We start from the raw sequence: 23,219 nt of genomic DNA, 5'->3' as shown, positions 1-23,219 counted from the left end.
AATATTAGTAAGAATGAGAAGAATCTTATTAATATTCATTGTGGTAGCGCTGTTGCTTACAACCTATGATTGTTCGTATGTAAGCACTTACGAAGAATGTTTGACCAAGAAGGTAACAGCATTAATGATAGTGAACTCGCTACTAATTATACCCTTAAAAAAATAGCAAATTAGCAAATTTGTCAATTAGCAAATTAACTTTATGTCTTTACAACAAGAAATACAAAAACGCCGTACCTTCGGCATCATCTCTCACCCCGACGCGGGAAAGACAACCCTTACCGAAAAACTCTTACTCTTCGGGGGGGCTATCCAAGAAGCTGGTGCGGTGAAATCGAATAAAATAAAGAAAGGAGCTACCTCCGACTTTATGGAGATTGAACGCCAACGCGGGATTTCCGTAGCTACTTCGGTGCTGGCTTTTAACTACAAAGAGCATAAAATAAACATCTTAGATACCCCCGGGCACAAGGATTTCGCCGAGGATACCTTCCGTACTCTCACGGCTGTGGACAGTGTAATTGTGGTTATTGACGTTGCCAAGGGGGTGGAAGAACAAACCGAAAAACTCGTTGAGGTGTGCCGTATGCGTAATATTCCTATGATTGTGTTTATCAATAAGTTAGACCGTGAAGGGAAAGACGCCTTCGACCTGTTGGACGAAGTAGAACAGAAGTTGGGCTTAAAGGTTACTCCGCTGAGCTTTCCCATAGGGATGGGGTATGATTTCAAAGGGATTTACAACATCTGGGAGAAGAATATCAACCTCTTTTCAGGTGACAGCCGTAAGAATATAGAGGAAACTATAGCCTTCAACGATATTAATAGTACTGAATTAGAGAAGATTATATCCGAACAATCCGCCGAGAACCTCCGTTCCGATTTGGAGTTAGTGTATGAAGTATATCCTAAATTCGATAGAGAGGCCTACCTCAAAGGAGACCAACAACCTGTATTTTTTGGCTCGGCATTGAACAATTTTGGGGTAAGAGAACTCTTGGATTGTTTTGTGGAAATTGCTCCTTCGCCACGCCCGAAAGCCAGTGAAGAGCGCATCGTAAACCCTGAAGAACCTACTTTTACGGGCTTCGTTTTCAAGATTCACGCAAATATGGATCCTAACCACCGCGACCGTTTGGCGTTTGTGAAAATTGTTTCGGGCACTTTCGAGCGTAACAAACCTTATTTACATACGCGTTTGGGCAAGAAGTTGAAGTTCTCCAGTCCGAATGCTTTCTTTGCCGAAAAGAAAGAAGTAGTGGATATCTCGTATGCGGGGGATATTGTAGGTTTACACGATACGGGGAACTTTAAGATAGGCGATACACTTACCGAAGGTGAAGTATTGCACTTCAAGGGGATACCGAGCTTCTCTCCTGAGCACTTCCGCTACATTAACAATGCTGACCCACTGAAATCTAAACAATTAGAAAAAGGCATCGACCAGCTAATGGACGAAGGGGTAGCACAGCTCTTTAAGTTAGACTTCAACGGTCGCAAAGTAATTGGGACGGTAGGAGCGTTGCAGTATGAAGTAATCCAGTACCGATTAGAACACGAGTATGGGGCAAAGTGTAGTTATGAAAACTTCCCTATTTATAAAGCTTGTTGGGTAGAGGCGCCTGAAAACCCCAAAGATGCTGAGTATCTTGATTTCTTACGCATAAAACAGAAATTCTTAGCACGCGATAAGCAGAATCAATTAGTTTTCTTAGCCGACTCAGCTTTCTCTATTGAGATGGTAAAACAAAAATATCCGAACTTAAAGTTGCACTTTACATCGGAGTTTGAGTAAGAAGAAGTATTGATATACATAAAGTATCAGAATAGAAAAAGTTTCCTCATATTAAAATGTAGGAAACTTTTTTTGTTTATAAAGTTTATTTGCTGTACCTTTGCACCTGCAAAAAACAAAATGATGAAATACACTTTATTTATAATGCTCTTGGCTATTGCAACACCTATTTTTCCTCAGGAGGTGGTGAATGACACATTGCAGGAACTTCCTAAGATAGGAATAAAAGCCGATAGAAGAGCCCAGTTAGAGAGGGCTATTTCTAAGCTATGGGAGCTTGACCGAGAAGACCAAAGAGGTACTTTTAAATTTGTGGATTACTTACCTATGTACGTAATGCCTTTCCGTTTTACGGATAAACCTACGGAACAGCCTATAAGTTTGAACCCCGACCGCCCTATACCCGAATGGCGCGACTACCAGCACGTAGAGTTAAAATTTCAAGTGAGCTTAAAAGCTAAGATTATGCAAGATGCTTTTGGGAAGGGAGATGTGTGGATAGCTTTCACTCAGCAATCGTATTGGCAGATGTACAACGGTGAGCTTTCACGTCCGTTTAGGGAAGTGAATTACGAACCTGAATTGATATTTACTTATCCGCTGAATCTCTCGGTGGGGAATTTTAAAATGAAAATGGCAGGACTATCCGTAAACCACCAATCTAATGGTAAAGAAGCGGCACATTCCCGCAGTTGGAACAGAATTATTTTATTAGGTATTTTTCAATGGAATGATTTAATGGTTAATAGCCGTTTCTGGTGGCGTTTCTCAGAAAAGGCAAGAGAAGATGACAATCCCGATATTGAGAATTATATAGGACGTTGTGAATTGAGCATTGCTTACCCCTTCCGTAAAAATGTTTTTAATTTGCGAGTGAGAAATAATTTAAATTTTAATCATAATCGCGGGCACGTAGAACTGAACTGGGTATATCCGCTGAGTCGCGACCTGCGTATTTTGTTGCAAGCCCCTCACGGTTATGGCGATTCTCTTATCGATTACAATTACAAACAAACTATTGTGGGAGTAGGCTTTACTTTCTTGAGTCTTTAAACAGATAAGAAGTAAGAGGTAAGACGTAATAATGGAAACTTTTTTTGTTTATTAAGTTTTTTTGTTATACCTTTGCCCCCGAATTTAAAGATGAGAGAGATGAAAGAAGATATTGTAAAACGTGCCTTAAACGACTTTATGCAGTATGGGTTTAAAACCTTTACTATGGATGATTTGGCTAACAAAATGGGGATGTCTAAAAAGACACTTTATGAGTATTTTCCCTCTAAAAGCGACTTGGTAGAAGCTACATTAGATTACGCTTTAGAGATGAGTTGTAAAAATGCAGATACTTTTGTACAAGGAGAAGGTTCAGTGATAGAAAATGTATACCGCAACCAAAAAAAGGTTCAAGAAGTTTTCAACATCAATAGTGATCGCCCTATCTGGGAGTTACAAAAATACTATCCTAAAACATACGAACGTATGGAAAGTGAGTTCGCTAAAACTGATGGACTTTTTATAGATAAACTCTTAGAAAAAGGTTGGCAAGAAGGCCTTTTTAGAAAAGATATCAATGTAGACTTTTGTAAGATTTTTTATACTAGTGTACAACGTCTTCGTTCTATAACCCGCACTTTTCCTGAAAGAGAATTTCCCTTCTGGGAAACTATCTATACTATTTTAGAGTACTTTTTTAGGATACTTGTCAATGAAAAAGGACTTAAAGAATTAGAACGAGTGCTTAAGGAGGTAAAAGATAAAAGGTAAAAGGTTAATTTAATATTATAATACTAAAAATGCCAATAATACCAATCATCAGAGGTGAAAAAGTAAGGTCAGCGAGAGAAGGGTATCTGAATAAATAAAGTAAAAAGAAGTTACATCAGAATTAAAAGGACAATATAAATAAGCCTATTAATAGGCAATTGAATTATTATGAAAAAAATCATTACGAGTGCTTTGTTGTTTCTCAGTTTTATGAGCTTTGCACAACAAAAAGAATTGACTTTAAAAGACGCTATTCGTTATGCTTTAGAGAATAAAGCGGACGCTGAGAAAGCGCGATTGGAAGTAACCAAAAGCGAATACAAAATACAAGAAGTACGCGCTAACGCACTGCCTAATATTTCGGCTTCGGGCGGTATGGTGTACAACCCTAAGTTACAAGCTACTTATATTGATGCCAGCACATTTGCTTTCCCGGGTATGCCCGCAAGTAATGAGCCTATAAAGATGGAAATGGGGCAAAAATGGTCGGCTAATGCTGAAGCAAAACTTACCCAAGTGTTGTTTAATCAAACGGTGTTTATGGGTTTGAAAGCGGCTCGTACGACACGTGAGTTTTATATGCTTAACCAACAGCTTACCGAGAATGAAATCATTGAGAAAGTAGCACAAGCCTACTACCAAGTATACCAAACCCGACAAACATTAGAAAATATAGAAAGTAATTTGGCTCTTACCGAGAAAACGGCTAATGTTGTAAAAGGGTTAAACCAATCGGGGTTATCAAAGAAAATAGACGTTGACCGCACTACTGTGGCTGTAAATAATCTCAAATCGGCACGCCAACAAGCCCTTAATGGAGTACAACTATCGGAGAACGCGCTTAAATATATGATAGGTATGCCGATGAATGAAGTAATTACTCTGCCTAAAGAAGGCTTTGAAGCTAATTACGATTTGGCTTTTGAGAAAGGTAATAGCAATACTCGTATAGAGTTACAAGTACTCGAAAAGCAAAAGCAACTCCTTGACCTCAATACCAAGGTACAACGTGCAGCACTTTATCCATCATTAGCATTGCAGGCTACTTATGGTTATTTGAGTATGGGACCTAAAACACCGATTATTTACGGCAAGAAAGATAAAGTGTACGGAGCTGACTATTCGGCTATTACATTGGGAGTGAATATACCTATATTTTCGGGTTTTGGTACACGTGCTAAGATACACCAAGCACAGATAGAAAGTCAAGCGCTTGAAGCGACCCTTAAAGACACCCGTTTGGCAATGGATTTGGCTTATGAGAATGCCCACAGTAGGCTTACTAATAACCTTCTTACTATTGATTCGCAAAAGGAGAATGTAAAGCTTGCAGAAGAGGTATTGCTAAATACCCAAAACAACTACCAACAAGGTTTGGCTTCCCTTACAGATTTATTGGAAGCAGAACGCTCTTTATCGGATGCTAAGAACAATTATACCAATGCTTTGTTGGACTACAAATTAGCAGAAATACAGTTGCTCAAATCACAAGGGAAGTTAGGGACAATGAAGTAAGAAATCCCATAATATTTATATAAGAAAGAGACAGTACAATATTAAAAGTACTGTCTCTTTTATTTTGTTATTTATATGTTACTTTTTCAAGTGCTCAGCTATAAGCTCTAATTCTTGGTACCACTCTTCTCCAAACTTTCTAATAAGAGCCTCTTTTACGAATTTGTAGATAGGCACTTGTAACTTTTTACCTAACACACAAGCATCATCGCATATAGGACTCCAACGATGGTAATTGACTGCTGTGAAGGAGCTGTACTCTTGTAATCGTATAGGATATAGGTGACACGATATAGGTTTCTTCCAGTCTATCTTTTTATCGTTATATGCTTGCTCGATAGCACAAAGAGCCCAACCTTTTTCATTGCGTACTACATAAGCACATTCGCCTCCATTGATGAGAGGAGTTTCCCATTCGCCGTCTTCTCCTTTGATGTATACTCCTTGTTTCTCAATAGCTGTACGACCTTCCTCGGTAAGGTAAGGAGCTACTTCGGGATAAATGCGCTTCATCACTTTTAGTTCGCTTTCTTCTACGGGTGCTCCTGCATCACCTTCTATACAACAAGCACCTTTACAAGCATTGAGATTGCATACAAAATCGCAATCTATGATATCTTCTGAAATAATGGTATTGGCTACTTGTATCATATTTTAAACGGCTTTAATAGCTTTTTCAAAAGGAATGCGCTGAGTAATACTTCTGCCCAAAGTTACCTCATCAGTATATTCGAGTTCGCCTCCTACGGCTATGCCTCGGGCAATGGTAGAAATGGTGATATGGTAAGGCTCTACTTGTTTGTAAATATAGAAATTGGTAGTATCGCCCTCCATTGTATTGCTCAGAGCGAGGATTAACTCAGTTACTTTACCTGTCTTTACTTTTTCTATCAGTGAGGCAATGTGTAGATTGGAAGGAGCGATGCCATCGATAGGGGATATTTTGCCTCCTAAAACGTGATACTGACCAAAGAATTGCCCTGTGTTTTCTATTGCCATTACATCTCTAAAATCTTCTACAATACAAACGACTCCCGTATCACGCATAGGGTTAGCACATATCTCACATAAATCTACATCGGAGATGTTGTGGCAGTTTTTACAGTACTGGATATGGGTGCGTAAAGCCACAATAGCTTGTGCCAATTGTAGTGATTGCTCTTCGGGTTGTTTGAGCAGGTGCAAGGCTAAACGCAAAGCCGTACGTTTGCCTATACTAGGCAATTGGGCTATTTCGTAGACGGCGTTTTCTAAGAGTTTAGATGAGAAGTCCATTTTAGGAGATAGTAGTTAGGGGTTAGGAGATAGTTTGTGAGCAACTTTGGTGCAAGCCTCGTCAATAAGCTGATAGACGTTTTCGAAATCAGCTTCTGTACCGTAATAAGGGTCGGGGATTTCGTGTTGTGTCATTCCACCCAAAGCATCAGCTAAGAAATGTACTTTAGCACGCTCTTTTTCGTTCTTAGCAAGCCGGATAACGTTTTGGTAATTGCTTTTATCCATTACGAAAATATAATCGAAAAGGGCAAAATCTTTGGCTGAGAACTGACGACCTCTAAGCATAGAGATATCTACTCCGTGTTTTTTGCCAGAGGCGATAGAACGAGTGTCAGGAGCATCGCCTACGTGATAGTTGGCGGTACCAGCTGAATCTACTTCAAAGTTATCGGAAGGGAGTTTGCTCCTCATCACGCCTTCGGCTAAAGGAGAACGGCAAATATTGCCTAAGCAAACCATTAGTATTTTCGTTTTTTTCATATATTAAAAGAGATAAGGCTTACACCTTAGAAATTAAACAAAGAGATTATTGGTTTTAACTTAGCCAAAGTGTGAAACTTTGGCTAAGTGTGTGACGCAAAAATGTTAGTTGTTACTTGTCAATTGTTAATTGAAATAGAGTCCTAATTTATCAATATATTGCCATACTTTTTCGGGGAGGAGCGGGCGTATATTGCGTCCAGCTTTGATTTCTTCACGGATAAAGGTGGCTGAGAGTTCGATGATAGGGGCGGGTACACGGGTGATATGCGGGTGCTCAGTTAAAGCTTCGGGCACTGTGCCTTCTGAAATACGAGGATAGACATAAATAAAGTAATTTGCTAAAATATGCTCGTAGTTCTTCCATTTGTGAAAGCTTTTTAGGTTGTCTTCCCCCATAATTAGGGCAAAGTTAGTATTAGGGTGTTTTTCCTCTAAATAGGCTAAGGTGTTAACTGTGTAATTAGGTTGTGGCAAGTGAAACTCGATGTTTGAGGCGCGTAACTTGGGATAGCTCTCTATTGCCAAATTCACCATTTCCAATCGCAAGTGATTGTCTAATAACGATTGTTTTTCTTTAAACGGATTTTGAGGTGTTACCACAAACCACAGTTCGTTCATTGCACTGTGCTCTACCAAATGATTGGCGATAATGAGATGCCCTATATGAATAGGGTTAAATGAGCCAAAGAATAAGCCTATTTGTTTTTTCATCGGTTGATAAAATCGGTTACTATGCGCTCTGCCTCTTGTAGGGCTTGTTGTAGATTATCGTTTTTGATAATCACATCAAACTGGTGAGCAGTTGCCATTTCTTGTTCGGCTTTGTTGAGACGCATTTGTATTTTCTCCTCTGTTTCGGTCTTACGGTTGCGCAAGCGTTCTTCTAAGGCAATAAGGCTTGGTGGTTCAACAAATACTGCTAAGGTTTGTTCTGGATATTGTTGTTTGAGACGGAGACCTCCTGCGACATCAATATCGAATATCACATTCTTTCCCTTTGCCCATAGGCGTTCTACTTCTGATTTTAATGTGCCGTAATAACAACCTGTGTATACCTCTTCCCATTCCATAAATTCGTTGTGCTGAACACGTTTTTTGAATTCATCAGCAGAAAGGAAATAGTATTCTTTGCCGTGTTGTTCTTCACCACGAGGAGCACGAGAAGTAGCCGAAATAGAAAAGGCTAAGTTTAGTTTTTTGAGCGAGAGTAAATGCCTCACTATGGTAGTTTTGCCGCTCCCAGAAGGAGCTGAGAAAATAATTAGTTTGTTCATTTTTTAATTAGCAAATTGGTAAATTAGCAGGTTATAATACGTTTAGGACTTGTTCTTTAATCTTTTCGAGTTCGTCTTTCATTTGGACTACTAACTGTTGCATAGGGGCGAAGTTAGCTTTTGAACCTAAGGTATTGATTTCTCTGCCTATTTCTTGTGCAATAAAACTCAATTTACGTCCGTTAGAATCTTCGCTGTGAAGGGTTTCGAGAAAATAGTCTAAGTGTTTTTTGAGTCGGATTTTTTCTTCTGTGATGTCCAATTTTTCTAAGTAGAAAATGAGTTCTTGCTCAAAGCGGTTGGCATCTACACTCTGGATATCAGCTACCGCTTTTTCCAAGCGTTCGCGAATGAGCGCTAAGCGTTCACTGTCGAGAGCTTGTACCTCTTGCAGTAAGCTATCGATGTTACTAATACGCAAAACGAAGTCTTTTTCTAAAACTTTACCTTCTTGAATGCGGAAGGATTGCAAATCGGTAATGGCGAGGCTGATATGTTCGAAAATAGCTGAAAGTTCTTCTTCGGAAACACTTTCGGTGGTGGTTTGTAAGGCATCGGGCATACGTACTGCCATTTTTAGCAGTTCGGTAAGGTCACCATCAACAATGGCACGCATTTGCTCGATATAGGATTTTACGATATTAGGATTGATTTTAGAGGGTGTTTGTGTGCCTGTATTTTCTACAAAGATACTAAAATCTACTTTCCCGCGTAAGAGCTGCTCAGCAATGAGTTTACGGAAATCGAGTTCTTTTTCGCGATACGCTTGCGGAATACGTGTATTGATATCAATACTCTTACTGTTTAGAGATTTGATTTCTATACTAATATGTTTATCGGTGAGAGATAGTACACTCTTGCCAAAGCCTGTCATTGACTGTATCATAATATCGTTTTTGAAAATAAGTGCAAAGGTATAAAATAATTAGTAATTGACAATATTTGTGAGGTGAGTATGTTTATAAATTTTCATCAAGACTTTTATTTCATCAATACGTTTGATTTGTATCGGTGAATTAAGAATCGCAAATAACAAATAACGGAAATAATGCTAATGTTGGTTAGAATTAGCAATTAGCTGTTTATTAATGCGCTTTATAAGACCTGCACCTTCGTAAATGAAACCTGTATAGAGCTGGATAAGTGAGGCTCCTGCTTCTAACTTTTCGAGGACATCGGTTTCACTAAATATTCCTCCAACGCCAATGATGGGAAATGCGTGGTTGCTCTTTTCACTTAGAAAACGTATTACCTCAGTGGAGCGATTTTTTAGAGGTTTCCCACTAAGTCCGCCGGTTTCTTTTTGATTATCGGATACTAACCCTTCTCTACCAATCGTGGTGTTGGTAGCTATTACGCCTGCAATATGAGTTTCTTGTACGATTTCAATAATATCTAACAGTTGTTCGTCGGTAAGGTCAGGGGCGATTTTTAAGAGGATAGGCTTAGGGTTTTTATGAGTTAGGTTTGTGTTTTGCAAAGTGCTTAAAAGCTGTTTAAGCGGTTCTTTTTCTTGTAATGTACGCAAATTTGGAGTATTGGGTGAGCTTACATTTACTACAAAATAATCGACATAATTAAAGAGTTGTTTAAAACAAATCAGGTAATCGTTTACGGCTTCTTCATTTGGGGTGGTTTTATTTTTACCAATATTTCCTCCTATCAGTACATTGGTATTCTTTTTAAGGCGCTTTACAGCAGCTTCAACTCCTTCGTTGTTAAAGCCCATACGGTTTATAATTCCTTGGTCTTCTATGAGTCTGAACAATCGCTTTTTTGGGTTCCCCAGTTGTGGTTTAGGGGTAATGGTTCCGATTTCGATAAAACCAAAACCTAAATTGGCTAACTCTTTGTACAATTTAGCATCTTTATCTAAACCTGCGGCTAATCCTATGGGATTTTTGAAGTGTAGCCCAAAGACTTCGCGATGTAGAGAAGGGTGTTCCACATTGTATATTTTGCGAATGAGCAAAGGCACTAAGGGGATTTTGTGAATAAACTTTAAGTATTTAAATGTAAAGTGATGAGCTTTCTCGGGGTCGAGACTGAAAAGGAATGGGCGAATGAATAGCTTATACATATCTTGGAATTTGAGAAAAAGGGTTAAGATTAGGGTTGTGCCATAAAATTGCGCAAGGCTTCTATGGTCTCGGCTTCGTTCTCAATATATACTAAATGTCCGCCTGAAAGCAAGGTATAACTTGCACCTGCTTTTTGGGCTAATGCTATCAAACTATCGGAAGGGATAAGAGCGTCTTTTTTACCCATAATGATATGCTTTTTAGCGGTTAGATGTTCGAATAGTTCAGTGCGGTCGGGGCGTTGTTTCATTCCTAAGGAAGCTGCTTTGATACCTTCGTTAGGGGTGTGCATTGCTATATCGATTAGTTTGTTGAGCGCGGGTTTCATCAGTGTTTTGTTTTCGTCGCTAAATAGGTTTGTAACGGCAGTGCGTACGAAGAGTTCTTTCTCTTTATCGATTACTTTTAGCACTCGGTCTCTATTTACTTTTTTCTCTGGGGAATCGGGTAGGGTAGTGGAGTTTAACAATACTATTCCTTCTGTTTTTTTGTTGAATAATTCGGCAAAAGCTAAGACTACATACCCACCCATTGAGTGCCCCACGATGGTGCAATGTTCTATTTCTTCTTTTAGTAAGATATCGTTTACTTGGTTTGCCATCATTTCCATTGTGTGTACTGGGGCGATAGTGGGGGTCTGCCCGTGCCCTAAAAGGTCGATGGATAGTGTGAAATATTCGGTAGAGAGAGCTTTAGTAATAGGTTGCCATATAGTATGATCTTCTAAAAAGCCGTGAAGGAAGACGATTGTCTTATTCTTTCTTTTTCCTTCTTTTTGATAAAAAGACTGTTTCATTTTGATAATTAGTTTGTTAGGTGCTTTTTTGGGTTTGTTTTGCTATTGTTGTAAAAGCTTGATAGTTAAGAGATAGATATAGAAAGCTTATAGGATGCTTATACGAATCTTGGACGATAGATATAGAAAAGCTATACGAATGATATAAGGTAGTAATCCCTATTCTAATTTCGTTTTATATAAGATATATTTCGTTTTGAGAGATAAAGTGCTTTTTAGAGCTGTTTAATAGGAGGTTATTCTCTTGGAAAAGAGGTGCTTAGTAGTCGTTCTTTACTCAGTACGACGCCTCCTTCGTCAGCTCCTTGTCCGCCTGCGTAGTTTACCCAATTAACGGTTTTCCAATGAGGGGCAACAGTAACGATGCGGGTAGAGCCAAAAGCTATATAGTAAGTAGTTTTAATGCCTTCGTGGCGGACGTCCATACCAGCTTGTATGCCTACTTTGGCGTTGGGGGTACTTGGGTCGAGACGTACCTCTACTTGCATATACACGCCTTCGACTTTGCTAGGGGTGAACTCTCCCACAGGTTTCATAAGTTTAGAACCAAAGTGGTTTACTAATATTTTGGCATCATACCATTTGCCGTCGTATTTTCCTGATTTGGCAATAGGGATAGTGGAATAGTTTTTTTCTTGTATTACTTTAATCTTCCCATTGCCTGCTTCTGTTACGATATCTTTATAATATGTAGCCGCCCACGTGATAGGGGCTTGGTCGGTAATATCAGTTTCAGGAAAATGAACTCTCCGCCATACGTTTTCACCTTTGTAAAGCACATAGAAGCGGAAGTTTTTTACATTTATCAAAGCGTTAGGGTTCTGATTGTTCTTTTCAGAAAATAGCACCCCCCAAAGGTTGTACAATTCAAAATATCGGTTTTCGTTAGGGTACTTGCAGTAGCCTTCTTTGCCATAAAGCCCCCAATAACAACTTTTATAAATGATTTTGTCGTGATTAAGAGACGCAAAATTTAAGGCAGCCCCGATGGATATATTACCTCCTTTTTCGAACAATCTGTTGGAAGTATTACTATAACCATTGAAAATGAAGGGAGTGTTGTCACTAAAATTTGTGTCGTGCCCTGCTTCGGTATTGCGCATAGCTTGTTGTAGCATTTGTTGGGAATGCTCAGAAAGGTTATTGCTGTTGCTGTCTTTATTACAGCTTATAAGTGTAATAACCGAGAAAATGATACTATAAGAGAGAATGTTTTTCATTTGTTGTGATTATAGATTGTTGAGATATACGCGACAAAGGTACAAATAATTAATCATTTAATACTATAAGTATGATGAAAAAAATATACCTTTGCAATCTGTTAGTAATGTTGATACAAACAACGATGGGAAATATTTATTTAATACCGAACTTATTAGGGGGTGTAGCTCTTGATGTATTGCCAGCACAGGTGGCAAATGTAGTGCAATCACTTACTTATTTTGTAGTAGAAAACGAAAAGTCGGCAAGGAAGTTTATCAAGCTCGTTACTCCGGACAAGGTGCAAGCAGATTTAAAAATAGTTGTGATAGATAAGCACCATCAGGATACTGACTATCAGAGTTTCCTAACCCCTTGTATGGAAGGACACTCGATAGGGATTATCTCGGAGGCAGGTTGCCCAGGGATAGCCGACCCAGGAGCTGATATTGTGCGGGTGGCTCACCAAAAAGGACTGAAAGTGATTCCGCTGGTAGGACCTTCTTCGCTGTTATTGGCAATGATGGCGAGTGGACTTAATGGGCAGAATTTTGCTTTTAACGGATATCTCCCTATTGATAAACAAGAGCGAAAGAAGGTACTTAAAACCTTAGAGCGCAAAGCACGAGAAGGACAGTCGCAACTATTTATAGAAACGCCTTACCGCAATAAGCAGATGCTTACTGACTTGATAGAGACATTACAGGCTAATACTCTTTTATGCGTGGCTTGTGATATTACGCATTCTACTGAAGAAATTAAAACACTCCCTGTGCATCGTTGGAAGAAAACGAATATTGATGTGCAGAAGAGACCTACTATTTTTATTATAGGGAGCTAAAATGATATGTAACTTTATAGAAAAAGGCTATCTGAGAAGAATCTCAGATAGCCTTTTTTGTAAATTCTTATTGTACTGGCATTGAAGAAACAGCTGCCGCTGTTGCAAAAACAGTAGCTAAAAGAATAAGGATAACAAGCCCAATTAAAGAGAGCACAAGCCCTGCAATGGCTAATCCTTTAGGAGTTTTAGTAACACCTACACCTGAAAGAACAAGTCCTAAAAGCCAGATAATCCACCCTAAAACAGGAACCCAACCTAAGAATACAGCTATTAAAGCTAATACGAAACCAGCGGTGCCTATTCCGTTGCTCTTAGAGGAGTTTTGGATAATGATGGTTGGGTTGTTTTCTTTAGCAGTTTGCTGTTCTTGAGAAACAGATTGCTCTTGTGTTGAAGTTGTATTTTCTTCCATAAAAAACTGAAAATTAAAATTACTCCCTACTCTGTTAAAGGCTTTTCGGGGTGTCGCCTTTTGCTATTTAAAATCGGTTGCAAAGATATGAAATATTATGATATGAAGGAAATTATTTTAACAAAAAATTAAGTTTTCTTTTATAACAAGTGTTTTTTCCACTCTTTCCAATGGTATTTCTTGGCGTAGATATACAATAAAAGAGGGAAGCAGAGCAATAGAGGAGCCCATACACTGAAGCCTAAAGAGGGTTCTGAGACATCACGCAAGACGGAAGGAACTTGGAAAACTGTCCAGTCGGAAGTTACTAAAAGAGCTGTAAAAAGGTTGTTGGCGGTGTGAAAACCTAAGGCTAACTCTAAGCCATCGTCCATTAAGGTAGTGATACCTAAGAACAAGCCTGTACCTATGTAATAGATAAGCAAGCTGTATCCTAATTTTTCTACCTCGGGGTTGGCAATGTGCATTAGTCCGAAGGTGATAGAGGTAAAAAGCAAAGGAACCCACGCATTACGCATTACGAGTCCTAAGCCTTGCATTAGGTAGCCACGAAAGAATATTTCTTCAAAAGCGGTTTGCAAAGGAATGAATAGCACTACTATCACGAGTAGTTTTAAGAAAGGTATCCACTGAAAATTCCAAATATAATCATCGGGGTTAAAAAATAAGTAGTCGATACAAGTTATGCCTATGGTTACGCCTCCCCACAACAAGAAAGCAAACCAAAAACGCTTCCAACTGATACGAGGTCGCGCCGTAATAAGTGCTACCAAAGGCTGGCGATGTATGAACTTTACCCATAGTAACAATAACCCTAAGAAGATAGCAAAGACAACTAAGTTCTCAAACAAGAATTGTAATTCTCCTTTTTGCGCAATTTCCGACTGTATAAGTGTAGTAGTATCAAAAAACTGTGCTGCTAAAAAGTTCAACCCTGTAAAGGCAAAGAACAGGGTTGGAACTATAATATAAAGCCACTTAGGGCTTTGTGATAATCTTCCGTTTTTAAGATACATAACTTTATTGTGTAATAATACCTATTTCGGCATATGATACTCTATTGGTATCATCTACAGTTTTGGTAGCGGTAAGCTTAATATAACGGGCTTTCTCGGCAGGGAAAGTAATGCGTTGTTCAATAGGATTGTTCTTGATATTGCCAAATTCTCCCTCACTTAGCTTCTTCCAATGAACATTATCAGCACTCACTTCAAAAATGTAATGACTGATAGTGCCTTCAGCCCAGCGGTCCTGTGAAGGCAAATAGGTAAATCCTTTTAGGTTTAACAGCTCTCCCAAATCAATAGTAATGGCAGTGGGTGTATTGCCCTTTTCTTGAGCAAACCACGTATTAGGTTTCTCATCAATTACTTTCTGGATATCAGAGGAAGCAGAAGATAACACTTTCCACTTTGCTTTGGGGATATCCAATGCGTAAGAAGCTACTCCACTGTACAATTGCTGCTTGCGGTCATAGGCTACAAATTTTAAAGAAGTAGGCTGAGTAACAGGAAAAGAAGCTGTATAACGCAACGACTGTTCAGTAGGCTGACTGCCGTCTAAGGTATAATAAATTTCAGTGGCTGTGTCAGGAGCTGTAAGGGTTACTTCTCCTTTTTTATTGCGTTCTATTTTTGGGGTTAGTAATAGTAATGGTGCATTATATACCCCGATATTGCTGATAAGAGGAGAAGCTTTACTGTCTAAAATACTAAAACGCACCTTTCTAGCTGTTATTGATGGAAAACGCAATATGCGTTTATACCCTATGGTTGTCTGTTCTTCAATAGTTTCCCATACACCATCTTTCTCATATTCGAGCTTAAATTTCTTTACACGTTGTCCTAACGAAATATACTCTTGTGCCATAAAACGATTGAAAGTTGTAGGTTGTGTAAAGTTAATTTCTAATGAAGGTGTAATTACTCTATCTTTTGTTGCCCAATAGTTTTTTTTATTAATATCTAAAATCTTATCTGCTTTATACTGTTTCCCGCGCTCGTTAGAGGCTTTTACGCTAGCATTATTCATTAGGTTATGAGTAAAGTCTGCTTCTATAACCTTTTTGAGTTCCATCAACCTTTGGATATCATTTTCGTGTAATAAGCCACGTCTATCTACGGGGAGATTGAGTAATAAGTTGTACCCGCGACCTACTGAAGCGTAGTATATATCTACCATTTTTTCTAATGGGCGCACTTGGTGGTCCTCTTGTGCGTGGTAATACCAACCTGGGCGAATAGATACATCAGCTTCGGCAGGAATCCAGTTTTTACCATTTTCATCACCTTCACCCAAATGATGTAAGTGATCTTTCCCTTGTAGAGAAGGGTTAGATGTAAAAGGATTCCAGTTAGTAGCAGTACCAAAGCCTTTTTCATTACCTATCCAGCGAATATCAGGACCTTGATCACCAAAGATAGTAGCATTAGGCTGCAATTTGCGTACTATCGCAAATGTTTTATCCCACTGATAATAAGTATGAGCATCAATAGTACGAGTTTCGTTAGCTCCACCGTAATAACCTGAACCACCGTTGGCACCGTCAAACCATACTTCAAATATTTCACCGTAATTGGTAAGCAATTCTCGTAGTTGGTTATGAAAATAGGTTACGTAGGCTTCTCTGCCATACTCAGCGTGGTTTCTATCCCAAGGTGATAAATATACTCCAAATTTAAGTCCTGCTTTGTGGCAGGCTTCTGAAAGCTCTTTTATAACATCGCCTTTACCGTTTTTCCAAGGTGAGTTTTTTACAGAGTGCTCAGTGTACTTTGATGGCCATAAGCAGAAACCATCGTGGTGCTTAGCCGTGATGATAACGCCTTTCATACCAGCGTCTTTAATCACTTTTACCCACTGATTTACATCTAATTCAGTAGGGTTGAATAAAACAGGGTCTTCGCCACCTGTGCCCCATTCCATATCGGTAAAGGTGTTCATATTGAAGTGGATAAAAGCATAATATTCCAACTCGTGCCACGGCAACTGACGTGCGGAAGGAATAGCTCCCACTGACTTGGGTGCTTCAATACTTTTGCAAGCCACCATACATAAAGCGGTGGCTAATAAGACTAATTTTTTCATTGTATACAGTATTTAAACTTCTTTGTTATAAAGTTTTCATAAGTGGTGCAAAGATATAGAATATTTTCTTACTATCAAAATAAAATTCTAAAGATTGCATCTCGTACTAATATCTCAATAAAATTATTTTAACTTTTCTCTTGTGTTACTAAATAAAAAAGAGACTATTCTCTTATGAAAATAGTCTCTTAAATGTGTTTTTCTTTCCTCTTACTGATTAGAGAACTTCTCTATCGCTTCTTCTAAAACATCGTACACTCGGTCTAATTGAGCATCTGTAATGATGTAAGGGGGCAAAATGTAGATAATATTTCCCACCGGACGCAGTATTACGCCTTCTGAGATGAAGAAGTTGTACAGTTTATCCCTGAATGAGCCGTAGTAGTCAGTATTTTGAGAGGTTTTGAGGTCGAATGCCAAAATAACACCTAAGGTACGTGCATTCTCTACCGATGGATATTTCGCAATACGGGCTAAAAACTCCTGATGACGGCGTGCAATACGTTTTAAGTTGGCTTGCATTTCGTCACTTTCCAATATGCGAATAGCTTCTAAGGCAATCGCACAGCCCGTGGGGTTTGCCGTAAAGGTATGTCCGTGGAAAAGAGCCTTGTTCACGTCTTCACTGTAAAAACCGTCGAATATCTCTTGGGTAGCAGTAGTTACTGCAAGCGGAATCGTTCCTCCTGTAAGAGCTTTCGATAAGCACATAATATCGGGTTTATGAGTGAGATAGTCCGAAGCAAAAGTGCGTCCTGTACGTCCGAAGCCTGTCATTACCTCGTCGGCAATGGTAATCACACCATTTTCTTGCGCGATATGAATCAGCTTGTCTAACGCTTCTGGTTCGTAGATTTGCATTCCTGAGGCTCCTTGTACTAAGGCTTCAAATATAAAGGCGGCAGGGTGATGTTCGGCAATCACTTCTTTTAGTTTTTTAGCAGCTTCATCGCTTCCTTTTTTGGGTAACGGTATGCGCACTACTTTCAACAAGTGTTCTTTAAAAGCATCAGTAAAGAATGAAATACCCGAAGCTGCCATAGCGGCAAAGGTATCTCCGTGAAATGCATCTTCAAAAGCAACTACCGTAAAGCGTTTCTCGCCTTTATTGAAAAAGTATTGTAAAGCCATCTTGATACCTACTTCCACTGCTGTCGAACCGTTGTCCGAGAAGAATACTTTCTGTTGGTTTTTAGGCAGGATACTGATGAGCTTTTCAGCAAGCTCTACTGCAGGTCGGTGTGTAAAGCCACCAAAGAGCACGTGCTCTAATTGAGTGAGTTGTTTGTAGGCAGCTTGGGCTAATCGTTCGTTGCTATGCCCATAGGGGTTCACCCACCAACTGGCAATGGCATCTATGTATTCTTTGCCGTCCTCGTCCCAAAGGAGAGCATCTTTCCCTTTCACAATTCCGATAGGTTTGGCAGCCGTTTGATGTTGGGTATACGGGTGCCACAAATGTTTTTCGTCTCGCTGTTGTAAATTCATTTTTTCGATTGTATAATGGTTTTGGTTATAATATCTTTTTCCATATTCCAGCCTCTCGCCGGACTGTATTCGCGCCCGTACAAGATGATTTGCACGTGCAGTTTGTTCCATTTTTCTTTCGGGAAGAGTCGTTTGGCATCTTTCTCCGTTTGCACTACCGAACTACCGTCGGAAAGCTTCCAGCGGTGCATCAGTCGGTGTATATGGGTATCAACAGGGAAGGTCGGAATACCAAAGGCTTGTGCAAGAACAACGCTGGCAGTTTTATGTCCTACTGAGGGGAGAGCCTCTAAAGCCTCAAAGGTTTGAGGAACTTCACCGTTGTATTTGTCTATGAGTATTTGGGAAAGCCCGTGAATACCTTTAGATTTCATAGGGGCAAGCCCTAAGGGTCTGATAATCTCCTGTATTTCGTCTACCGAAAGTAGTACCATATCATACGGATTGTCCGCTTTGCTAAATAGAATAGGCGTGATTTGGTTCACCCGTGCATCGGTAGTTTGTGCCGATAGGAGTACGGCTATCAGTAGCGTATAAGGGTCTTTGTGTTGTAGGGGTATAGTAATTTCAGGATAGATACTTTCCAGTGTATCGATGATAAAGTTTACTTTTTCAGCTTTTTTCATTTCTCTTTTCTAATAATACAACATTCTCTACGTGGTAGGTTTGTGGAAACATATCCACGGGCTGAATTTTGGTTACTTTATAAGTTACATCAAGCAAGGAAAGGTCTCGCGCTTGCGTTGCACTATTGCAACTTACATATACTATCTTTTTGGGGGCTATTTGAAGAATTTTAGCTACTACATCTTTGTGCATACCGTCGCGAGGAGGGTCGGTGATAATCACATCAGGGGTGCCGTTTTCTTCTATAAAAGTGTCGTTGAAAATGTTTTTCATATCTCCCACGTAAAAAGTAACATTCTCAATACCATTGGCAAAAGCATTGTCTTTGGCATCTGTTATAGCTTCTGGTACAGCTTCTACCCCTATCACTTTTTTCGCTTTTTTGGCTACAAATTGCGCAATAGTGCCCGTCCCCGTATAAAGGTCGTACACTAATTCATCGCCCTTTAAATCGGCAAAGTTACGAGCTACTTGGTACAGCTTGTACGCTTGTGCTGAGTTTGTTTGGTAAAACGACTTGGCATTGATTTTAAATCGCAACCCTTCCATTTCCTCATAAATACAGTCAGTACCTTTATAGCAAATAAGTTCTTGGTCATAAATAGCATCGTTGCCTTTGCTATTGATACAGTATTGCAAAGAGGTAATCATCGGGAATGTCTCTGCAATATGGTCGAGGAGCAGTGTGATTTTAGGGTCGTTGCGGAAAAACTGTATCACTACCATTATTTGTCCAATGGAGCTAATGCGTATCATCATAGTACGCAATAAGCCTGTTTGTTGCCTCGGACTATAAAAAGGCATTTCGTTCGCCAAGGCAAAACGCTTTATCTCCAAGCGTATCGCGTTAGAAGGGTCGGCTTGCAAGTAACATTTGTCTATGTCCAAAATCTTGTCCCAAGCTCCTGCTATGTGAAAACCTAAGGCATTCCGATTGTTTATTTCGTCGGCTTTCTTAATTTCATCGGGAGTGAGCCAGCGCATATCCGAAAAAGAAAACTCCATTTTGTTGCGGTAGTAATAAGTTTCGTCAGAGCCTATGATAGGCATTACAGCAGGAATTTCTATCCTGCCCAACCGTACTAAGTTGTTTTCTACTTCTTTCTGCTTGTAAAATAGCTGACTTTGGTAGTTCATATCTTGCCATTTGCAACCGCCACAATAGCCGAAGTGAGAACATACGGGCGTTACTCGTTGTTCTGATAGTTGGTGATATTTAGTTACAAAACCTTCATAATAAGCCGATTTCTTCTTGGTGGTCTGCACATCTACTACATCACCAGGAATAGCGTTACTTATAAATATCACACGTCCGTCAGGGGCTTTAGCGATGCTTTTGCCTTTGGCTCCTGCATCAATCACGGTTACATTTTCAATGGTTATATGCTTATTTTTGCTCATTATGGGTGCAAAGGTACAAAATAATTGCGAATTACAAATGCTCTCATTATATTCAAACTCCCTCCAAGATTCTCCAATATTCCCACTAACCTACTAATTTCCTAATTCACTAATTCTCTAATTTCCCAACCCGCCCATTCTCTTTCCGTCGCTATATCCCCCTCTCCTTGGGAGAGGGACGGGGTGAGGATTCCTTTTCTTTCGCCTCGAAACCCCGTTTTTAGCATTTTTGACGTTGTTGTATTATATTATGAATCAATTACTTATATACCCTCTCTATACCAATCGTCCAAGATTCGTATAAGCTTCCTATAAGCTCTCTATAAGCTAACCCCACCCTTCTTACACCCTTTTTTCACCAAAAATCCTTCCAACTCACTTTTTATATTTTTCGTTTTCCTCCGATAACTCAGACTAGTCCAATTTGTCCGACAAGTCAGCCCCGTCAAAAAAACTTTTTTATCACTACCCATTTGCTAATTTCCTAATTCTCTAATTTTCTATTGCCCGTCGTGCTACGACCTTTGCCAAAGTTAATGTTCCAAAAAGTTACTTCACAAGGCACAGCCTCATTCCTCTAACTCAAGCTCGTACCCCATTTACTAATTCTCTAATTTTCTAATTTTCTCATTGATATTATTTGCATTACCTTTCATTTATATCATCAATTACGTCCTATTGAAGTCTTTTTTGTATTTTTGCAACGCTATTTATAGAAGAAATATGTACGATAAAGTCCGAGTCATAGTTATTTCAAGTCTCAAATACAGCGATAACAGTCTTATAGTGAAGTGTTTCACTCAAACGATGGGTACTCGTAGCTATTTGTTACAAGGCGTTTTAGCACAGAAGAAAGGGAACTTAAAAACAGCCCTTTTTCAGCCTTTTATGCTGTTAGAATTGGTGGCTACCCATAAAAATAACGGTACGTTAGGACGTGTAAAGGAAGCTAAGATAGCCGTCCCTTATTACTCGTTACATACTGATATTTACAAGAGTGCTGTAAGTATGTTTCTTTCCGAAGTATGTGCTTTTGTTTGCACATCTGAAGCTCCCGATGAAGAAATGTTTTTGTTTTTAGAACAGAAGCTCCTCTTTTTTGATAGAAACGACTTCTCTGCAAATTTTCACTTAAAGTTTCTACTTGATATCACTCGCTATCTCGGCTTTTACCCCGATACCACTCACGAGCATTTGCCCTCCTTTTCGTTGGAAGACGGCATTTTCAGTACTACCGATGAAAGCAAATACACCATTACAGGCGCTACCTTGTTGCTATTCAAAGCCCTCCTACACACCGATTATCCTCAGTTATCAACCGTTAAAAGCAATAAGAACGAGCGCAATGCATTGCTTTTTCAACTGCTTAAATACTACGAATGGCACTTCCCCAATTTTAGACAAATAAAATCATTAGAGGTGCTACAAACGCTCTTTTAGCACTATTACAACATAATACAATACTGTTTTTTACTCCCACACTTAGCTAAAGTTTTAAACTTAGCCAAAGTTAATTGTAACTAACAGTCTGTTAGATTTCTTATCTCAAACTTACACTAATAAAAAAACTCCAAGTAAAATCTTTTTTACTTGGAGTTTCTTGCGTTTATGAATTTATTGGAACAAAAATATTAAATGTCGATAGCTTCACCATAAGCAGCTGCTACTGCTTCTTTTACACCTTCGCTCATTGTAGGGTGTGGGTGTACCGCTTTGATGATTTCGTGTCCTGTAGTTTCCAATTTACGAGCTACTACCGCTTCAGCAATCATATCAGTAACGCCGGCGCCAATCATATGGCAACCTAACCATTCGCCATATTTAGCATCAAAGATTACTTTTATGAAGCCTTCAGTAGTACCCGCTGCATTTGCTTTTCCTGAGGCAGTGAATGGGAACTTACCTACTTTTATTTCATAGCCTTTTTCTTTAGCTTGTTTTTCGGTCAGACCTACTGAAGCAATTTCAGGAGTGCAGTAAGTACAACCAGGAATATTACCATAGTTAAGTGGTTCTACGTGCATTCCTTTAATCTTTTCAACGCAAATAATACCTTCCGCTGAAGCTACGTGTGCTAAGGCTTGACCAGGAACTACGTCACCAATAGCGTAATAACCAGGAACATTAGTTTGGTAGAATTCATTCACGAGGATTTTATCGCGTTCAGTTTTGATACCTACCGCTTCCAAACCGATATTTTCAATATTTGTTTTGATACCTACTGCTGAAAGCAAGATATCAGCTTCTAAAACTTCTTCGCCTTTGGCTGTTTTTACAAATGCTTTTACACCTTTGCCAGAAGTATCTACTTTGGTTACCTCAGCCGAAGTCATAATATTGATACCTGATTTTGTAAGGCTCTTTTCTAATTGTTTAGAGATATCCTCATCTTCCACAGGAACAATATTAGGCATAAACTCTACGATGGTTACTTCAGTACCCATAGCGTTATAGAAGTAAGCAAACTCAATACCGATAGCCCCACTACCTACCACAATCATTTTCTTAGGTTGCTCAGGGAGCGTAAGTGCTTGGCGGTAACCGATAATTTTCTTGCCGTCTTGAGGTAAAGCAGGCAACTCGCGTGAACGTGCTCCAGTAGCAATAATAATGTGGTCAGCACTGTATTCAGTTACTTTGCCATCTTTATCTTTTACGTCTACTTTTTTGCCAGCTTTTAGGGTACCATAGCCCATTATTACATCTATTTTGTTCTTTTTCATCAAGAACTGCACCCCTTTGCTCATTGTAGCAGCTACCTCGCGGCTACGTTTGATAACCGCATAAAAATCTTTGTCAAAAGACTCTTTTTTTACGGTGATACCATAGTTCTCAGCGTGCTTTAGGTATTCAAACACTTGCGCTGATTTTAACAAAGCTTTCGTAGGAATACAACCCCAGTTCAAACAAATACCACCGAGGTTTTCTTTTTCAATAACAGCGGTTTTAAACCCTAATTGAGAAGCGCGAATGGCAGTAACATACCCACCAGGACCACTTCCTAATACAATAACGTCGTATTTACTCATTTCTTTTAAAATTTATCAAGTTTGATATTAGGCTACAAAGTTACGAATAATATTTTGAATAAAAACTATTTTAATCACTTTTTTATTTATATGTAATTTTATATGTTTGAATAATAGCTATTTAAATCCTGATTGTCCGAAGTAA

At 39.2% G+C, this 23,219-nt stretch carries 22 protein-coding genes; 6 read left to right on the top strand and 16 right to left on the bottom strand.

All coding sequences use genetic code 11. The features are described from left to right. The first annotated feature begins 202 nt into the window (after window positions 1-202). From HMPREF1320_RS05910 to HMPREF1320_RS05895, 4 genes are all read left to right on the top strand, one after another. Complete coding sequence (locus HMPREF1320_RS05910; RefSeq protein ID WP_009417868.1) at window positions 203-1,795, top strand: peptide chain release factor 3; 1,593 nt, start codon at window positions 203-205, stop codon at window positions 1,793-1,795. Window positions 1,796-1,915: 120 nt separating this feature from the next. Beyond that, entirely contained in the window at window positions 1,916-2,848 is a 933-nt protein-coding gene (locus HMPREF1320_RS05905; protein WP_009417855.1) for a phospholipase A, read from the top strand. A gap of 99 nt (window positions 2,849-2,947) precedes the next feature. Next, complete coding sequence (locus HMPREF1320_RS05900; protein WP_009417847.1) at window positions 2,948-3,559, top strand: TetR/AcrR family transcriptional regulator; 612 nt, start codon at window positions 2,948-2,950, stop codon at window positions 3,557-3,559. A 168-nt stretch (window positions 3,560-3,727) separates the two neighbouring features. Further along, entirely contained in the window at window positions 3,728-5,074 is a 1,347-nt protein-coding gene (locus HMPREF1320_RS05895; RefSeq protein ID WP_009417813.1) for a TolC family protein, read from the top strand. A gap of 78 nt (window positions 5,075-5,152) precedes the next feature. On the opposite strand, the gene HMPREF1320_RS05890 is transcribed toward HMPREF1320_RS05895, so the two are convergent. The 9 genes from HMPREF1320_RS05890 to HMPREF1320_RS05850 all read right to left on the bottom strand — a co-directional run bounded on the left by HMPREF1320_RS05890 (window position 5,153) and on the right by HMPREF1320_RS05850 (window position 12,206). After that, window positions 5,153-5,725 (bottom strand): DUF3109 family protein, encoded by a 573-nt coding sequence (locus HMPREF1320_RS05890; protein WP_009417877.1) that lies wholly within the window; start codon window positions 5,723-5,725, stop codon window positions 5,153-5,155. Window positions 5,726-5,728: 3 nt separating this feature from the next. Continuing rightward, window positions 5,729-6,349 carry a recombination mediator RecR gene (gene recR, locus HMPREF1320_RS05885; protein WP_009417887.1) on the bottom strand — a complete coding sequence of 207 codons (621 nt, stop codon included), beginning with the start codon at window positions 6,347-6,349 and terminating at the stop codon, window positions 5,729-5,731. A gap of 15 nt (window positions 6,350-6,364) precedes the next feature. Next, a complete protein-coding gene (locus HMPREF1320_RS05880; protein ID WP_009417840.1) occupies window positions 6,365-6,832 on the bottom strand; it encodes a low molecular weight protein-tyrosine-phosphatase in 468 nt (155 codons plus the stop codon). Between the two features lie 126 nt (window positions 6,833-6,958). Then, on the bottom strand, window positions 6,959-7,546 hold the full coding sequence (gene nadD, locus HMPREF1320_RS05875; protein ID WP_009417834.1) for a nicotinate (nicotinamide) nucleotide adenylyltransferase: 588 nt from the start codon (window positions 7,544-7,546) through the stop codon (window positions 6,959-6,961). Beyond that, on the bottom strand, window positions 7,543-8,109 hold the full coding sequence (gene gmk, locus HMPREF1320_RS05870) for a guanylate kinase (protein ID WP_009410355.1): 567 nt from the start codon (window positions 8,107-8,109) through the stop codon (window positions 7,543-7,545). The genes nadD and gmk overlap by 4 nt, the downstream gene beginning before the upstream one ends. Window positions 8,110-8,140: 31 nt before the next feature. Further along, window positions 8,141-8,995 carry a YicC/YloC family endoribonuclease gene (locus tag HMPREF1320_RS05865; protein WP_002672596.1) on the bottom strand — a complete coding sequence of 285 codons (855 nt, stop codon included), beginning with the start codon at window positions 8,993-8,995 and terminating at the stop codon, window positions 8,141-8,143. A gap of 165 nt (window positions 8,996-9,160) precedes the next feature. Further along, entirely contained in the window at window positions 9,161-10,189 is a 1,029-nt protein-coding gene (locus tag HMPREF1320_RS05860; RefSeq protein WP_009417817.1) for a quinone-dependent dihydroorotate dehydrogenase, read from the bottom strand. A 29-nt stretch (window positions 10,190-10,218) separates the two neighbouring features. Next, the gene (locus HMPREF1320_RS05855) at window positions 10,219-10,986 is read right to left on the bottom strand and encodes an alpha/beta fold hydrolase (RefSeq protein WP_009417814.1); all 768 of its coding nucleotides are present in this window, start codon (window positions 10,984-10,986) and stop codon (window positions 10,219-10,221) included. 236 nt (window positions 10,987-11,222) lie between these two features. Further along, a complete protein-coding gene (locus HMPREF1320_RS05850; protein WP_009417853.1) occupies window positions 11,223-12,206 on the bottom strand; it encodes a hypothetical protein in 984 nt (327 codons plus the stop codon). A 71-nt stretch (window positions 12,207-12,277) separates the two neighbouring features. Between HMPREF1320_RS05850 and HMPREF1320_RS05845 the strand changes: the two genes are divergently transcribed. Further along, a complete protein-coding gene (locus HMPREF1320_RS05845) occupies window positions 12,278-13,027 on the top strand; it encodes an SAM-dependent methyltransferase (protein ID WP_009417876.1) in 750 nt (249 codons plus the stop codon). Between the two features lie 67 nt (window positions 13,028-13,094). On the opposite strand, the gene HMPREF1320_RS05840 is transcribed toward HMPREF1320_RS05845, so the two are convergent. The 6 genes from HMPREF1320_RS05840 to rlmD form a co-directional block, all read right to left on the bottom strand. Further along, window positions 13,095-13,442 (bottom strand): hypothetical protein, encoded by a 348-nt coding sequence (locus HMPREF1320_RS05840; RefSeq protein WP_009417820.1) that lies wholly within the window; start codon window positions 13,440-13,442, stop codon window positions 13,095-13,097. 140 nt (window positions 13,443-13,582) lie between these two features. Then, entirely contained in the window at window positions 13,583-14,458 is an 876-nt protein-coding gene (locus HMPREF1320_RS05835; RefSeq protein ID WP_009417821.1) for a CPBP family intramembrane glutamic endopeptidase, read from the bottom strand. 4 nt (window positions 14,459-14,462) lie between these two features. After that, a complete protein-coding gene (locus HMPREF1320_RS05830) occupies window positions 14,463-16,529 on the bottom strand; it encodes an alpha-L-fucosidase (RefSeq protein WP_034554252.1) in 2,067 nt (688 codons plus the stop codon). A gap of 210 nt (window positions 16,530-16,739) precedes the next feature. Further along, the gene (gene bioA / locus HMPREF1320_RS05825; protein ID WP_009417818.1) at window positions 16,740-18,017 is read right to left on the bottom strand and encodes an adenosylmethionine--8-amino-7-oxononanoate transaminase; all 1,278 of its coding nucleotides are present in this window, start codon (window positions 18,015-18,017) and stop codon (window positions 16,740-16,742) included. Then, a complete protein-coding gene (locus HMPREF1320_RS05820) occupies window positions 18,014-18,643 on the bottom strand; it encodes an endonuclease III domain-containing protein (RefSeq protein WP_009417867.1) in 630 nt (209 codons plus the stop codon). Before HMPREF1320_RS05820 ends, bioA begins: the two co-directional genes overlap by 4 nt. Beyond that, window positions 18,630-20,045, bottom strand: coding sequence for a 23S rRNA (uracil(1939)-C(5))-methyltransferase RlmD (rlmD, locus tag HMPREF1320_RS05815; protein WP_009417835.1), 1,416 nt, complete (start codon window positions 20,043-20,045; stop codon window positions 18,630-18,632). The genes HMPREF1320_RS05820 and rlmD overlap by 14 nt, the downstream gene beginning before the upstream one ends. Window positions 20,046-20,768: 723 nt before the next feature. Here rlmD and recO point away from each other — a divergent pair. After that, entirely contained in the window at window positions 20,769-21,485 is a 717-nt protein-coding gene (gene recO / locus HMPREF1320_RS05810) for a DNA repair protein RecO (RefSeq protein WP_034554250.1), read from the top strand. 191 nt (window positions 21,486-21,676) lie between these two features. Here the strand turns inward: recO and lpdA are convergent, their stop codons facing one another. After that, a complete protein-coding gene (gene lpdA, locus HMPREF1320_RS05805; protein WP_009417852.1) occupies window positions 21,677-23,074 on the bottom strand; it encodes a dihydrolipoyl dehydrogenase in 1,398 nt (465 codons plus the stop codon). Between the last annotated feature and the right edge of the window lie 145 nt (window positions 23,075-23,219).

Source organism: Capnocytophaga sp. oral taxon 335 str. F0486, from assembly GCF_000277665.1.
Classification (GTDB): Bacteria; Bacteroidota; Bacteroidia; order Flavobacteriales; family Flavobacteriaceae; genus Capnocytophaga; species Capnocytophaga ochracea.
The sequence above is the reverse complement of the archived record's forward strand: the minus strand, read 5'-3'. Positions and strand labels throughout refer to the sequence as shown.

Bases quoted from the DNA above. Each gene is read 5' to 3' on its own strand.
- HMPREF1320_RS05910 (WP_009417868.1), top strand. From the start codon at position 203: ATGTCTTTACAACAAGAAATACAAAAACGCCGTACCTTCGGCATCATC.
- HMPREF1320_RS05905 (WP_009417855.1), top strand. From the start codon at position 1,916: ATGATGAAATACACTTTATTTATAATGCTCTTGGCTATTGCAACACCT.
- HMPREF1320_RS05900 (WP_009417847.1), top strand. From the start codon at position 2,948: ATGAAAGAAGATATTGTAAAACGTGCCTTAAACGACTTTATGCAGTAT.
- HMPREF1320_RS05895 (WP_009417813.1), top strand. From the start codon at position 3,728: ATGAAAAAAATCATTACGAGTGCTTTGTTGTTTCTCAGTTTTATGAGC.
- HMPREF1320_RS05890 (WP_009417877.1), bottom strand. From the start codon at position 5,725: ATGATACAAGTAGCCAATACCATTATTTCAGAAGATATCATAGATTGC.
- recR (WP_009417887.1), bottom strand. From the start codon at position 6,349: ATGGACTTCTCATCTAAACTCTTAGAAAACGCCGTCTACGAAATAGCC.
- HMPREF1320_RS05880 (WP_009417840.1), bottom strand. From the start codon at position 6,832: ATGAAAAAAACGAAAATACTAATGGTTTGCTTAGGCAATATTTGCCGT.
- nadD (WP_009417834.1), bottom strand. From the start codon at position 7,546: ATGAAAAAACAAATAGGCTTATTCTTTGGCTCATTTAACCCTATTCAT.
- gmk (WP_009410355.1), bottom strand. From the start codon at position 8,109: ATGAACAAACTAATTATTTTCTCAGCTCCTTCTGGGAGCGGCAAAACT.
- HMPREF1320_RS05865 (WP_002672596.1), bottom strand. From the start codon at position 8,995: ATGATACAGTCAATGACAGGCTTTGGCAAGAGTGTACTATCTCTCACC.
- HMPREF1320_RS05860 (WP_009417817.1), bottom strand. From the start codon at position 10,189: ATGTATAAGCTATTCATTCGCCCATTCCTTTTCAGTCTCGACCCCGAG.
- HMPREF1320_RS05855 (WP_009417814.1), bottom strand. From the start codon at position 10,986: ATGAAACAGTCTTTTTATCAAAAAGAAGGAAAAAGAAAGAATAAGACA.
- HMPREF1320_RS05850 (WP_009417853.1), bottom strand. From the start codon at position 12,206: ATGAAAAACATTCTCTCTTATAGTATCATTTTCTCGGTTATTACACTT.
- HMPREF1320_RS05845 (WP_009417876.1), top strand. From the start codon at position 12,278: ATGATGAAAAAAATATACCTTTGCAATCTGTTAGTAATGTTGATACAA.
- HMPREF1320_RS05840 (WP_009417820.1), bottom strand. From the start codon at position 13,442: ATGGAAGAAAATACAACTTCAACACAAGAGCAATCTGTTTCTCAAGAA.
- HMPREF1320_RS05835 (WP_009417821.1), bottom strand. From the start codon at position 14,458: ATGTATCTTAAAAACGGAAGATTATCACAAAGCCCTAAGTGGCTTTAT.
- HMPREF1320_RS05830 (WP_034554252.1), bottom strand. From the start codon at position 16,529: ATGAAAAAATTAGTCTTATTAGCCACCGCTTTATGTATGGTGGCTTGC.
- bioA (WP_009417818.1), bottom strand. From the start codon at position 18,017: ATGAATTTACAACAGCGAGACGAAAAACATTTGTGGCACCCGTATACC.
- HMPREF1320_RS05820 (WP_009417867.1), bottom strand. From the start codon at position 18,643: ATGAAAAAAGCTGAAAAAGTAAACTTTATCATCGATACACTGGAAAGT.
- rlmD (WP_009417835.1), bottom strand. From the start codon at position 20,045: ATGAGCAAAAATAAGCATATAACCATTGAAAATGTAACCGTGATTGAT.
- recO (WP_034554250.1), top strand. From the start codon at position 20,769: ATGTACGATAAAGTCCGAGTCATAGTTATTTCAAGTCTCAAATACAGC.
- lpdA (WP_009417852.1), bottom strand. From the start codon at position 23,074: ATGAGTAAATACGACGTTATTGTATTAGGAAGTGGTCCTGGTGGGTAT.